The sequence below is a fragment of the Streptomyces sp. NPDC101219 genome (assembly GCF_044767675.1).
GTDB lineage: Bacteria > Actinomycetota > Actinomycetes > Streptomycetales > Streptomycetaceae > Streptomyces.
In genome coordinates, this window is the sequence record NZ_JBIWOK010000011.1 from 74,219 (window position 1) to 89,170 (window position 14,952).

Consider the following 14,952-nt stretch of genomic DNA (forward strand, 5'->3'; position numbering starts at 1 on the left):
CCCATGAGCAACGACAGCATCCGCTTCCGCGTCGTCGTCAACATCGAGGAGCAGTACTCCGTCTGGTTCCCGGAGCGCCCCCTCCCGGCCGGCTGGACGGACACCGGCTTCACCGGGACGCGCGAGGAGTGCCTCGCCCACATCGCCGAGGTGTGGACCGACCTCACCCCCCGCTCCGTGCGGGAGCGCCGCCGGAGCGTCCCGGCATGAACGACCTCGACACCCGCATAGCGGGACTCTCCCCGGCCAAGCAGGCCCTACTCGCCCGGATGCTGCGGGACCGCCGGGCGGCCGGCCGGCCCCGGATCACCCCGAGCGGCGACGACGGCCCGGCGCCCCTGTCGGCGGCACAGCGGCAGTTCTGGTTCCTGTGGCAGCAGGACCCGGACCGCTCCGGCGTCTACAACGTGCCGATGGCGCTGCGGCTGCGCGGGGCCATCAACCCGGCCACCCTCGACCTGGCCCTGCGGCGCGTCATCGAACGCCACGCGATCCTGCGCACCCGCTACGAGAGCACCGACGAGGGCCCCGTCGCCGTGACGACGGACGCCGCGGGCTTCTCCCTGGCCGCCGAGGACGTCACGGCCCTGCCCGCCGGCGAGCGCGAGCAGGCGGCCCGCGCGATCGTCGACCGCTGGGCCGCGTACGACTTCGACCTCGCCGCGGAGATCCCCGTCCGGGCGGTGCTGATCCGGCTCGACGACGAGGACCACGTGCTCGCCGTCGTCGTCCACCACATCGCCACCGACGGCGCGTCCGTGGAGATCCTGTTCCGCGAGTTCGCCGCCGTGTGCCGCTCGGTGTGGGAGGACGAGCCGCTCACCCTGCCCGAACTGCCCGTGCAGTACGCCGACTACGCCCGCTGGCAGCAGACCGGCCCCGGCGCCGCCCGGCTCAGCGAGGGCATCGAGTTCTGGGGCGAGCTGCTGGAGGGCGCGGACACCTCCCTCGACCTGCCCACCGACCGGCTGCGGCCCGCCGACGGGCAGCGCAGCGGCGGGAAGCGCCGCCGCCGGCTCGAACCGGACCTGGCCGAACGCGTGCACGCCTTCTCCCGGGAGCAGGGCGCGACCCCGTTCATGACCCTGCTCACCGGGCTCGGCCTGGTGCTGCGCCGCTACAGCGGCAAGAGCGACCTGCTCGTCGGCACCCCGGCCATGAACCGGCCCACCGCCGAGACCGAGCACCTCATCGGCTGCTTCGCCAACACCCTCGCGCTGCGGCTGCGCCTGGACCCCGCCGACACGGCCGCCGGGGCGGTCCGCCGGATCCGGGACGACGTCACCGCCGCCTACGAGTACCAGGACGTGCCGTTCGAGAAGGTCGTCGCCCGCACCGGCACCGAGCGCAGCGCGGACCGCAATCCGCTGTTCCAGGTGATGTTCGTCTACCAGCAGGTCGACGGCGGCATCGGCCTGCCCGGTGTGAGCGCCGAGACCTTCGACACCCACAACGGCACCGCCAAGTTCGACCTGGACCTGTCCCTCCTCGACGGGCCCGACGGCATCGAGGTGTCCTGCGAGTACGACGCCGGGATCTTCACGGCGCAGCGCGTCGACCGGCTGCTCGCCCACCTGGAGCAGGCGCTGGTCACCATGATCGAGGCGCCGCACACCACCGTCGCGGACCTCGGCGTGCTCACCGCCGAGGAGGAGGGCCGCGCCGCCCTGGAGTGGAACGCGACCGGGGCGGAGTACCCCCGCGAGCGCACCCTGCCCGACCTCTTCGCCGAGCAGGCCGCCGCCCGCCCCGACGCCCCCGCCGTACGCACCCCGTCGGGCACCGTCACCTACGGGGAGCTGGACCGGCGCAGCTCCCGGCTCGCCCGTGTCCTTCACGGGCGTGGCGCCGGCACCGGCGAGGTCGTGGCCGTCGCCGTGGAGCGGACCGCGGACCTGCCGCTCGCGGTGCTGGGCGTGCTGAAGTCGGGGGCCGCCTATCTGCCGGTCGACCCCGACCAGCCCGCCGAGCGGCTCACGATGATGCTGCAGGACGCCCGCGTGAGGGCCGTCGTCACCACCGCGGCCGTGCGCGACCGGCTCCCCGCGACCGAGGTGCCGGTCCTCGTCCTCGACGCGGACGACACCCGCCGCGAGCTCGACGCCGCCTCCGACGCGCCGCTGCCCTGCCCGGCCGGCGCGGACGACCTCTGCTACATGATCTTCACCTCGGGGTCGACGGGGCGGCCCAAAGGAGTCCTCCTCGACCACCGGGGCCGGGTGAACAACTTCACCGACTTCAACCGGCGTTTCCACGTCTCCTCCGGCGACGCGGTCCTGTCGGTGTCCTCGCTCGGCTTCGACATGACCGCCTACGACCTGCTGGGCGCCCTCATCGCCGGGGCCTCGGTGGTGCTGCCCGCACCGGAGCGGGACCGCGACCCCGGCCACTGGCTCGACCTGATGCGGGAGCACCGGGTCACCCTGTGGCACTCCGTACCGGCCCTGCTGGGCCTGCTCCTCGACGGCATGGACGACCTCGGCGTCGACGCCCTGCCGGACCTGCGGGTGGTGCTGCTGGGCGGCGACTGGATCCCCGTCACCCTGCCCGGCCGGCTGCGCGCCCGCGCTTCCCGCGCCCGGGTGATCAGCCTGGGCGGCACCACCGAGGCGTCGATGGACTCCACGATCTTCGAGGTCGAGCAGGTCGACCCGGACTGGCAGAGCATCCCGTACGGCGTGCCCATGGCGAATCAGACCGCCTACGTCACCGACCCCGACCTGCGGCTCGTCCCGCCCGGGGTGCCCGGCGAGCTGTACCTCGGCGGGACCGGACTGGCCTGGGGCTACGCCGACGCGCCCGGCCAGACCGCGGACCGCTTCCTGCCGAACCCGTTCAGCGGCGTCCCCGGCGACCGCATGTACCGCACCGGCGACCTGGCCCGCTACCGGCCCGACGGCAGCCTCGAACTGCTGGGACGTGTCGACTTCCAGGTGAAGATCGCCGGGCACCGCATCGAGCTGGGGGAGGTGGAGGCCGCCCTGCGGGACCGGCCCGGCATCGTCCAGGCCGTCGCCGCCGCCGTCACCGTGGACGGACAGCGCCGCCTCGTCGGCTACGTCGTCCCCGAGGAGGGCGCGGACCCGGTCGACCCGGCCGCCGTGCGCGAGCACCTGGCGACCCGGCTGCCCGGCTACATGGTGCCGTCCGTCCTCGTCGCACTGGAGCGGCTGCCGCTGTCCCCCAACGGCAAGGTCGACCGCGGCCGCCTCCCCGCCCCCGACACCCTGACCGGCGGCACCGCCGCCCGCTCTGCCGGCCGCGCCCCCGCGACCCCGACCGAGCTGCTGCTGGCCGGGGTCTGGCAGGAACTGCTCCAGCTGACCGGCCTGCGCGCCACGGACGGCTTCTTCGCCCTCGGCGGCGACTCGGTGACCTGCATCCGCATGGTCACCCGGGCACAGGCCGCGGGCCTGCCGGTGACGCCCCGCATGGTGTTCCAGCACCAGACCATCGAGGAACTGGCCCGCGCCGTCGACGCGTCCGGCCCCGCACCGGGAACCCCGGCGGGCGCCCCGGCCGGGACGGACGGGCCGCCGGCCACGGGCGCACCGCGCGACCGGTACGGCCTGGCACCGATCCAGCGTCACATGCTCACCACCGCCCGCGAGCGGCCGTTCCCCGGCCTTTACGTCATCCAGTCCGGCTTCCCGCTGCCGGGCGAGCTGGACGAGACGGCCTTCCGTGCCGCCTGGGAGTGGCTGTTCGCCCGGCACGACGTGCTGCGCACCTATTACGAGGGGCTCGACACGGACAGCCCGGTGCAGCGGGTCGCCGACCACGTCGAGCCGTGGTTCGAGGAGCACGACCTGCGCGGCCTCGGCCCCGTGGTGCAGGAGGAGCGGCTGCTGTCCGAGCTGGAGGAGCGGCGGCTGGCCGGCTTCGACCTCGGCCGTCCCCCGCTGGTGAGGATCCTGCGGTACCGGCTGACGGACGAGCTGCAACTGGTCGTCCAGCACCATCACTACAGCCTGCTCGACGGCTGGTCCTGCATGCGGCTGCGCCAGGAACTCCTCCTCGCCTACCAGGCGTTCGCGTCGGGCGGCCGGCCGGACGCCGATCCGGCCCGGCCGTTCGCCGAGCACGTCGCCTGGGTGGAGGGCCTGGACCGGGACGCGGCCGCCGCCTACTGGGCCCGCGCCCTCGACGGCAGCCCCGGCCCGTGGGCGGGGGAGCCGGAGCGGACGCAGGGCCGCCCGGTGCAGGTCCAGCGCGCGCTCGACCCGCGGCTCACCGCCCGCCTGGACGCGGCGGCCCAGCGGGCCGGGACCACGTACGCGACGTTCGCGCAGCTCGCCTGGGCGCGGGTCCTCGCGGACCGCACCGGCAGCGAGGACGTCGTCTTCGGCGTCACGTCCAACGGCCGCCCGGTGACCGCCGAGGCGGAGGCCGCGGTCGGCCCGTTCATCACCACGCTGCCCGTCCGGTTCCGGTTCGCACCGGACGAGCCGGTGACGGACGCCGTGCGCCGGCTGCACCTGCAGCGCCTGGAGGCTGAGGAGTTCGGCGGGGTCGAACTGGCCGTCATGACCGGCGGGCGCCCGCTGGAATCGGTGCTGGTCTTCGACAACTACCCGGTGGACGCATCGCTCGGTGCCGTGTCCGAGGCCACGGCACCGGACCACCCGCTGGCCCACCGCAGCTACTCCGTCGCGCAGACCGAGTTCCCGGTCCGGGTCGACGTGCTGCGCGGGGCGGAGGACGCGCTCGTCCTCACCTTCGCGGGCGACCGCGAGGCACCCGCCGACGCCGACGCGCTCGCCGACCGGTGGGTGGCGGCCCTGCGCTCCCTGGCGGACCGGGCGGAGTCCGGGCCGGCGGAGTCCGGGCCGGCGGAAGCCGGACCCGCACCACGGGCCGCGGCCGACCGGGCGGACGCACCCGCCGCGTGAGGTGACCCGGGGCCCCACGGGCGCGCGCCGGGCGGGACACCCCCGCCCGGCGCCAGCCCCGGGGCGCCGGCCGACCGCACGACAGCGCCGGCTGTCCGCACCCCGGCGCGGGACCACCAGAGGCACCGAACACCGGCCAGCAGCACAGATCACAGGCCGGCAGCACCGGAACACAGACCGGCAGCACAGATCCACCGGCTGCACAGATCACCGGCAGCACAGATCACCGGCAGCACCGCGAACGTCGCGAGAGTCGCGAGAGGGAACAGCGAGGAACCCCATGCCCACAGACCAGGTCTATGTCATGCCTGCCTCCCCGAGCCAGCTCGGCCTGTGGCTGCTGAGCGAGCTGGAGCCCACGTCGAGCGCCTACCACGTCCCCCTCGCCGTGCGCCTGACCGGCCCGCTCGACCCGGCCGCCCTGGAGGAGGCCGTACGGCTGCTCGGCGAACGCCACGAGATCCTGCGCACCACCTTCGGCACGGCCGACGGGGAGGTGTCCCAGTTCATCCACCCCGCACCGGCCTGGCGCATGGAACACGTCTCCCTCGACCATCTCCCCCGCGAGGCCGCCGAGGAGGCGTGCCGCGACCACAGCGCCGCCCGCGCCTTCGCCCCCTTCGACCTCGCGGCGGGCCCGCTGCTGCGACCGGTCCTCTACCGCCTCGCCGACGACGACCACGTGCTGCTCCTCGCCCTGCACCACATCGTGACCGACGGCTGGTCCACCGGCGTCATCGCCGCCGAACTGAGCGCCCTCTACCGGCACGGCGCGGACGCGCTGCCCGCGCCCGCGCTGCAGTACGCCGACTTCGCCGTCTGGCACCGCGACTGGCTGGCCGGCGGTGTCGCCGCCCGCCAACTGGACCACTGGCGCGCCGACCTGGCCGACGACCTGGCCCTCGACCTGCCCACCGACCACCCGCGGCCCGCCCGCCCGGCCCGCGGCGGCGACCGCGTCACCGGCCGGCTGCCCGAACACCTCACCCGGCGGCTCCGCGAACTCGCCGCCTCCCAGGGGACCAGCCTGTTCGCCGCGCTGCACGCCGCGTTCGCCGCCACCCTGTCCCGCTACAGCGGGCAGAGCGAGGTCCGGATCGGCGTCCCCGCCGCCGGACGCCGCCACGCGAACACCGAGGACCTCATCGGCTTCTTCGCCAACACCCTCGTCGTCCGCACCGGGATCGACCGCGCCCAGGGCTTCCGCACCCTGCTCGGCGAGGTCCGCACCCGGCTCGCCACCGCCCTCGACCACGCCGACGTGCCGTTCCGCGACGTCGTCCAGGCCCTCGGTCACGGCACGGACCGCACGGCACCGCCCCTGTTCCAGGCGATGGTCGCCGAGGAGAACATGCCGCAGGGCTTCGACCTCGCCCCCGGTCTGCGGGCCGAACGGTTCGACGTGCCCAACGCCACCGCCAAGTTCGACCTCACCCTGTTCGTCGCGGACACCCCGGGCCAGGGCGCCGGACTCACCCTCGAGTACAGCACCGAACTGTTCACCGAGCAGACCGCCGAACGGCTGCTCGACGCGGTGCTCGCCCTCGCCACCAACGCCGTCCACCACCCCGACCGCGCCCTGCGCAGCCTGACCTGCGTGTCCGTGGAGGACCAGGTGCGCCTGTCCGGCTGGTCGCGCGGCGGCCCCGCCGTCGACGGCGACACCAACGCGCTCGACCTGTTCCACCGGCAGGTCGCCGCCGCCGGGGACGACACCGCCGCCGTCGAGGGCGACACCCGGGTCACCTACGCCGAGCTGGACCGCCGGGCGGGCCGCGTCGCCGCCGCTCTGCTCGCCGCGGGCGTGCGCCCCGGCCAGGTGGTGGGCGTCCTGCTGCCCCGCTCCGTGGACCTCGTCGCCGCCCTCCTCGGCGCCTGGAAGTGCGGCGCCTCCTACCTGGCGCTCGACGCGACCCAGCCGACGGAACGCCTCGCCGCCCTGCTCCGCGACGCCGGTGCCACCGCCCTCGTCGCCACCGGCGAGCGGGCCGCCGACATCGCGGGCGGCACCCCCGTCGTCGACGTCGACGCCCTCCCCGGGCAGCCCGCCCCCCGGACTCCCGGCGCGGGCGACACCGCCTACGTCCTCTACACGTCCGGATCGACCGGCCGGCCCAAGGGCGTCGTCGTGCCCCACCGCGGTCTCGCCAACTACCTGCGCTGGGCCGCCGACGCCTACAGCCCCGGCCGCGCCCCCGTGGCGCCGGTGCACTCGAGCGTCGCCTTCGACCTCACGGTGACCAGCCTGTGGCTGCCGCTGACCGCGGGCGGCACCATCCACCTCGTCGACGAGGCCGACCCCCTGGACGGCCTGGTGTCCGTCCTGACCGGCCCGGCCCGGCCCACCCTCGTCAAGCTGACCCCCTCCCACCTCCAGGCCCTGTGCCGGCTCCTCCCCGAGGGCGGACTCGCCGACCTGGACGCCTGCTTCGTCGTCGGCGGGGAGGCCCTGTCCCCCGTGCTGGTGGATCAGTTCCGCGCGCTGGCACCCGCGGCGACCGTCGTCAACGAGTACGGCCCCACCGAGACCGTCGTCGGCTGCGCCGTCCACACCCTCACCCCCGGCGACGCCGTGCCCGACCGTCCCGGCATCCCGGCGGGCCGCCCCATCGCGGGCACCTGCCTGTACGTCCTGGACGAGCGCATGGTGCCCGTGCCGGTGGGCGTGCCGGGCGAACTCTTCATCGGAGGCGTCCAGGTCGCCTGGGGCTACCTCGGCGATCCGGTGAAGACGGCGGAGGCCTTCGTGCCGGATCCGTTCGGTGCGGTGCCGGGGGCGCGGCTGTACCGCACGGGTGATGTGGTGCGGTATCTGCCGGGCGGGGAGCTGGAGTTCCTGGGCCGGCGGGACCACCAGGTCAAGATCCGGGGTCAGCGCATCGAGCTCGGCGAGGTCGAGAACGCCCTGCGCGCCGTCCCCGAGGTGACCGATGCCGTGGTCGTGTCCCGGACCGACGGGGCGGGTCAGCTGCGTCTGGTCGGTTACGTGACGGGGGCGGCCGGTGCGGAGCGGGTCCGCCAGGAGCTGGCGCGGACGCTGCCTGAGGCGATGGTGCCGTCGGTGGTGGTGAGCCTGGACGTGCTGCCGTTGACGGCGAACGGCAAGGTGGACCGGGCGGCGCTGCCCGAGCCGGAGTTCGGTTCGGGTCAGGCGGTGTACCGGGCGCCGGAGACTGACGTGGAGCGTCGGGTAGCGGCACTGTTCGCTGAGGTGCTCGTGGCGGAACAGGTCGGTCTGGACGACGACTTCTTCGACCTGGGCGGGCACTCCCTGCTGGCGACGCAGCTGATCGCCCGCATCCGTTCCGAGTTCGACGTGCAGCTGCCGTTGCGTGCGTTGTTCGAGGCGTCGGATGTCGCGGGGGTGTCGGCGTCGGTGATGGCGGCGAAGCGCGTCGATGCGCTGCCGGAGCTGCGCCGGGTGGAGCGTGCGGGGCCCCTTCCGCTGTCGTTCGCGCAGCAGCGGATGTGGTTCCTGCACCAGCTCGACCCGGACGGTTCCTCGTACAACGTTCCGGCGGCGGTCCGGTTGACGGGTGCGCTGGATGTGGAGCGGTTGCGGGGTGCGCTGCTCGCGGTGGCGGCCCGGCACGAGGTGCTGCGGACCCGGTTCGAGGCGGTCGACACCGGTCCGGTGCAGGTGGTGGACGAGGAGCCCGCCGTCGGCTTCGAGGTGCGGGACCTCTCCGGGGCGGTGGATCCGGACGCGGCGGCGCTGGGGGTGGCGCACGAGGTCGCGCGGTTGCCGTTCGACCTGGTGGACGGCCCGCTGATGCGGGTCGTGCTGATGCGGACCGGCGACACGGAGCACGTATTGGCCCTGTCGATGCACCACATCGTCTCGGACGGCTGGTCGGTCGGAATCCTGCTGCGCGAGATCCAGGCCGCGTACGGAGGACAGGAGTTGCCGGCCCTCGCGGTGCAGTACGCGGACTACGCGGCGTGGCAGCGGGAGTGGCTGTCGGGGGAGGTGCTTCAGGAGCAGCTCGGGTACTGGCGTGAGGCGTTGCAGGGCGCCCCGCCGGCACTGGATCTGCCGACGGACAGGCCGCGGCCGGCGGTGCCCAGTTACCGGGGTGCCCAGTTGACGGCGGCCCTGGACGCCGATGCGGTGGGCCGGCTGGCGGGCGTGGCCCGGGAGCAGGGAGCGACGCTCTTCGGTGCGATCCAGTCGGTGCTTGCAGCGGTGTTGTCACGGCGGGCGAGTCAGGACGACGTGGTGATCGGTGTGCCGGTGGCCAACCGGTCCCGGGTGGAGACGGAGGAGCTGATCGGCTTCTTCGTCAACACGTTGCCGCTGCGCACGCGGGTGTCGGGGGAGGAGTCGTTCCTGGACCTGGTGGGCCGGGTGGGCGGTACGGCGGTGGAGGCGCTGTCGCACCAGGACGTGCCGTTCGAGCGGCTGGTGCAGGAGCTGGTCCCCGACCGCGACCGCTCCCGCAACCCCCTCTTCCAGGTGATGTGCGCCCTCCAGAACGCGCCGACCGTCGAACAGCGCCTCGACGGTGTGGAGATGACGCATCTCCCGGTGAGCGACGGGACGGCGAAGTTCGACCTGATGCTGGTCGCCGAGGAGGCGGACGACGGCGGGCTGTCGCTGACCTTGGAGTACAGCACCGATCTGTTCTTCGAGGCGACGGCCCGGGCGGTGCTGGACGACGTGCTGCGGGCGTGCCGTGCGGCGATTGCCGATCCTGCGCGGCCGGTGCGTGAGCTGACCGAGGTGTCGGAGGCGGAGCGTGAACTGCTGCTCCACACCTGGAACGCGACCGACCGCACAGACCGGCTGGACTGCCTCGTCACGCGCGTGCGGCAGCTCGCCGCGGAGCAGCCGGACGCGGTCGCCGTCAGCGACGACCGCGGTGAAGTGACATACGCCGAACTGGCCGGGCGGGCCGGGCGATTGTCGGGTGCGCTGCTCGCGGCGGGTGTCGGGCTGGACGACCGGGTGGTCTATCACGGTGAGCGGGGTATCGACGCCGTGGTCACCCTGCTGGGAGTTCTCGGCGCGGGTGGCGTCTACGTCCCCCTCGACCTGCGCGCCCCCGCTGCCCGCAACGCTCACATGACCTCGGCGTGCGGCGCACGATGGATCGTGGCGGAACCGGGCACGGCGGACGCCGCGCGCGCACTGGCCGGGGCCACGGATGCTCGTCCGGAGGTCGTGCTCTGCCCCCAGGACGGTGGTGCGGTGGACGGTCCGCCGGTCCCGGGTGCGGGTGACGATCTGGCGTATGTGTTGTTCACGTCGGGTTCGACGGGTCTGCCGAAGGGTGCGATGGTGCACCGGGCGGGGATGAACAACCACCTGTTGGCGAAGGTGGACGACCTGGCGTTGACCGGCGCGGATGTGGTGGTGCAGAACGCGGCGCTGACGTTCGACATCTCGGTGTGGCAGATGGTGGCCGCACTCGTTGTGGGCGGCCGCACGGCCGTCTACGGCGACGAGACGGCGTTGGATGCGACGGGTCTGTTCGTGCGGGCCGAGCGGGATGCGGTGACGGTGCTGGAGGTGGTGCCGTCCCTGTTGCGGGCGGCGCTGGACGCGTGGGACACGGTGGCCGGCTCCGCGCCGGGGCTGGCGGATCTGCGCAAGCTGGTGGTGACCGGTGAAGCGCTGCCTCCGGACCTGTGCGCGCGCTGGTTCGCCCGGTATCCGGGGATCGGGATCGTCAACGCCTACGGTCCGACCGAGTGCTCGGACGACGTCACCCACGCCACCCTCACTACTGAGGTCGACCGCGTCCCGATCGGCTCGGCCGTCCGCAACACCCGCCTGTATCTGCTGGACGATGCGATGCGTCCCGTGCCGGTGGGTGTGCGGGGGGAGTTGTTCGTCGGCGGCGCCGGTGTGGGCCGCGGTTATCTGGACGATCCGGTGAAGACGGCGGCGGCCTTCGTGCCGGATCCGTTCGGGGCGGTGCCGGGGGCGCGGCTGTATCGCACGGGTGATGTGGTGCGGTATCTGCCGGGCGGGGAGCTGGAGTTCCTGGGCCGGCGGGACCACCAGGTCAAGATCCGGGGCCAGCGCATCGAACTCGGCGAGGTCGAGAACGCCCTGCGCGCCCTGCCCGAGGTCACCGACGCCGTCGTCCTGGACCGTCCCCACCCCTCGGGGACGACCGCGCTCGTCGGATACGTCGTGGGCGGTGTCGACACCGCCGACATCCGGGCCGGACTCACGCGTGCGCTCCCCGAGGCGATGATCCCCTCGGTGCTGATCCGCCTCGACGCCATGCCGTTGACGGCGAACGGCAAGGTGGACCGGGCGGCGCTGCCCGAGCCGGAGTTCGGTTCGGGTCAGGCGGTGTACCGGGCGCCGGTGACTGACGTGGAGCGTCGGGTCGCGGGGCTGTTCGCCGAGGTGCTGGGGGTGGAGCAGGTCGGTCTGGACGACGACTTCTTCGACCTGGGCGGGCACTCCCTGCTGGCGACGCAGCTGATCGCCCGCATCCGTTCCGAGTTCGACGTGCAGCTGCCGTTGCGTGCGTTGTTCGAGGCGTCGGATGTCGCGGGGGTGTCGGCGTCGGTGATGGCGGCGAAGTGCGTCGATGCGCTGCCGGAGCTGCGCAGGGTGGAGCGTGCGGGGCCCCTTCCGCTGTCGTTCGCGCAGCAGCGGATGTGGTTCCTGCATCAACTCGACCCGGACAGTGCGTTCTACAACGTCCCCGCCGCCGTCCGGTTGACGGGGGAGCTGGACGTGGAGCGGTTGCGGGGTGCGCTGCTCGCGGTGGCGGCCCGGCACGAGGTGCTGCGGACCCGGTTCGAGGAGCAGGCCGCGGGTCCGGTGCAGATCGTGGGCGAGGAGCCCGCCGTCGGCGTCGAGATCCGGGACCTCTCCGGGGCGGTGGATCCGGGCGCGGCGGCGCTGGGGGTGGCGCACGAGGTCGCGCGGTTGCCGTTCGACCTGGTGGACGGCCCGCTGATGCGCGTGGTCGTCATGCGGGTGCGTGCGGACGAGCATGTGCTCGCCCTGTCGATGCACCACATCGTCTCGGACGGCTGGTCGGTCGGGGTCCTGCTGCGGGACCTCCAGGCCGCCTACGACGGCCGGGAACTGCCCGGGCTTGCCGTGCAGTACGCCGATTACGCGGCGTGGCAGCGCGACTGGCTCTCCGGAGACGTCCTGGAGGAGCAGCTGGCGTACTGGCGTCAGGCGTTGAAGGGTGCCCCGCCCGCGTTGGACCTGCCGACGGACCGGCCGCGGCCGGCGGTGCCCAGTTACCGGGGCACGCAGTTGGCGGCGGTGCTGGACGCCGACGTCGTCAGCCGGCTGGCGGGCGTGGCCCGGGAGCAGGGGGCGACGCTGTTCGGTGTCGTGCAGTCGGTGTTGTCGGCGGTGTTGTCGCGGCGGGCGGGTCAGGACGACGTGGTGATCGGTGTGCCGGTGGCCAACCGGTCCCGGGTGGAGACGGAGGAGCTGATCGGCTTCTTCGTCAACACCCTGCCGCTGCGTACACGGATCTCCAGTGAGGAATCCTTCCTGGACCTCGTGGGCCGGGTGGGCGGTACGGCGGTGGAGGCGCTGTCGCACCAGGACGTGCCGTTCGAGCGGCTGGTGCAGGAGCTGGTCCCCGACCGCGACCGCTCCCGCAACCCGCTCTTCCAGGTGATGCTGGCCTTCCAGAACGCACCGCACCAGGTGAGCGGTCCGAGCGGGGTGGGGCTGGAACAGCTGGCTCTTGAGGAGACCACGGCGAAGTTCGACCTGATGCTGGTGGCCGAGGAGGCGGAGGACGGCGGTCTGTCGCTGGCCCTGGAGTACAGCACCGATCTGTTCTTCGAGGCGACGGCCCGGGCGGTGCTGGACGATGTCCTGCGGGCGTGCCGTGCGGCGGCCGACGACCCGGCGCGGCCGGTGCGTGAGCTGACCGAGGTGTCGGAGGCGGAGCGTGAACTGCTGCTCCACACCTGGAACGCGACCGACCGCACCGATGAACTGACGTGCCTCGTGGGCAGGGTGCGCGAACTGGCCGTGTCCCGTCCGGACGCGGTGGCCGTCACCGATGACGAAGGCGCGGTCACTTACGCCGAGTTGACGGGGCGGGCGAGCCGCCTGTCGGGTGCGCTGCTCGCGGCGGGTGTCGGGCTGGACGACCGGGTGGTCTACCACGGTGAGCGGGGTATCGACGCCGTGGTCACCCTGCTCGGTGTCCTGGGCGCCGGGGGCGTCTACGTCCCCCTCGACCTCCGTGCCCCCGCTGCCCGCAACGCGCACATGACGTCGGCGTGCGGCGCACGATGGATCGTCGCCCCGCCCGCCCTGGCCGATGCCGCCCGGGTCCTTGCCGACGCCACCGAGAGCGGCCCGCAGGTCCTGGTCTGCCCGCGGTCGGGGGATACACCGGACGAGCTGGTTCCGCTGCGGGGTGCGGGTGACGATCTGGCGTATGTGCTGTTCACGTCGGGTTCGACGGGTCTGCCGAAGGGTGCGATGGTGCACCGGGCGGGAATGAACAACCACCTGCTGGCGAAGGTGGACGACCTGGCGTTGACCGGCGCGGATGTGGTGGTGCAGAACGCGGCGCTGACGTTCGACATCTCGGTGTGGCAGATGGTGGCCGCACTCGTTGTGGGCGGCCGCACCGCCGTCTATGGCGATGAGACCGCCCTTGATGCGACGGGTCTGTTCGTGCGGGCCGAGCGGGACGCGGTCACGGTGCTGGAGGTGGTGCCGTCCCTGTTGCGGGCGGCGCTGGACGCGTGGGACACGGTGGCGGGTTCGGCGCCGGGGCTGGCGGATCTGCGCAAGCTGGTGGTGACCGGTGAGGCGCTGCCTCCGGATCTGTGCGCGCGCTGGTTCGCCCGGTATCCGGGGATCGGGATCGTCAACGCCTACGGTCCGACCGAGTGCTCGGACGACGTCACCCATGCCACCCTCACCACGGAGGTCGACCGTGTCCCGATCGGCTCGGCGGTCCGCAACACCCGCCTGTATGTGCTGGACGATGCGATGCGTCCCGTGCCGGTGGGTGTGCGGGGGGAGTTGTTCGTCGGCGGCGCCGGTGTGGGCCGCGGTTATCTGGACGATCCGGTGAAGACGGCGGCGGCCTTCGTGCCGGATCCGTTCGGGGCGGTGCCGGGGGCGCGGCTGTATCGCACGGGTGATGTGGTGCGGTATTTGCCGGGCGGGGAGCTGGAGTTCCTGGGCCGGCGGGACCACCAGGTCAAGATCCGGGGCCAGCGCATCGAACTCGGCGAGGTCGAGAACGCCCTGCGCGCCCTGCCCGAGGTCACCGATGCCGTGGTCGTGTCCCGGGTCGACGGGGTGGGTCAGCTGCGTCTGGTCGGTTACGTGACGGGGGCGGCCGGTGCGGAGCGGCTCCGTCAGGAGCTGGCGCGGACGCTGCCGGAGGCGATGGTGCCGTCGGCGGTGGTGTGCCTGGACGAGATGCCGCTGACGGCCAACGGCAAGGTGGACCGGGCCGCGCTGCCCGAGCCCGGCCTCCAGGCCGAGCGCACCGCGTACCGGGCGCCCCGCACCCTCGACGAGCGGCTGGTCGCCGACCTCTTCGCCGAGGTGCTCGGGGTGGAACAGGTCGGTCTGGACGACGACTTCTTCGACCTGGGCGGACACTCCCTGCTGGCGACGCAGCTGATCGCCCGCATCCGTTCCGACTTCGATGTCCAGCTGCCGCTGCGCACCCTGTTCGAGACGCCGGTCGTGGAGGCCCTGGCCGCCGAGATCGCCGCCCTCGCCCCCGCGGGCGGGAAGGACGGTGACCACGCCGCGGGGGTCGAGGCGCTGCTGGCCGAGATCGAGCACCTGTCCGACGAGGAGGCGGAGGCCCTGCTGTCCCAGGTCGCCGCCGACGCCCCGGCTCCGCCGGCGCCGGGACCGGAGCCGGTGGCGGCGGCCCCGTCGGCAGCGGACACCGCAGCCCCGGCACCCGCACCATCGGCACCTGCCCCATCGGCACCTGCGGCATCAGCACCCGCAGCACCGGCGCCCGCCGCATCGTCGGCGCCCGCCACGGCCCTGACGGAACCCGGTGACCGCGAGGGCCCGGCTCCGGACGCCGTCCGCCGACCCCACCCCTCCGGCCGGATCTGAGGAGCG

Annotated in this window: 3 protein-coding genes; all 3 read left to right on the top strand. The window is 73.6% G+C overall.

The window, feature by feature from the left end; all coding sequences use genetic code 11:
- Positions 1 to 3 precede the first annotated feature (3 nt).
- The 3 genes from ACIRPP_RS22160 to ACIRPP_RS22170 all read left to right on the top strand — a co-directional run bounded on the left by ACIRPP_RS22160 (position 4) and on the right by ACIRPP_RS22170 (position 14,946).
- On the top strand, positions 4 to 210 hold the full coding sequence (locus ACIRPP_RS22160) for an MbtH family protein (RefSeq protein ID WP_164335406.1): 207 nt from the start codon (positions 4 to 6) through the stop codon (positions 208 to 210).
- Positions 207 to 4,892 carry an amino acid adenylation domain-containing protein gene (locus ACIRPP_RS22165; protein WP_403645497.1) on the top strand — a complete coding sequence of 1,562 codons (4,686 nt, stop codon included), beginning with the start codon at positions 207 to 209 and terminating at the stop codon, positions 4,890 to 4,892. The genes ACIRPP_RS22160 and ACIRPP_RS22165 overlap by 4 nt, the downstream gene beginning before the upstream one ends.
- Before the next feature lie 280 nt (positions 4,893 to 5,172).
- Entirely contained in the window at positions 5,173 to 14,946 is a 9,774-nt protein-coding gene (locus tag ACIRPP_RS22170; protein WP_403645500.1) for an amino acid adenylation domain-containing protein, read from the top strand.
- Positions 14,947 to 14,952: the final 6 nt, after the last annotated feature.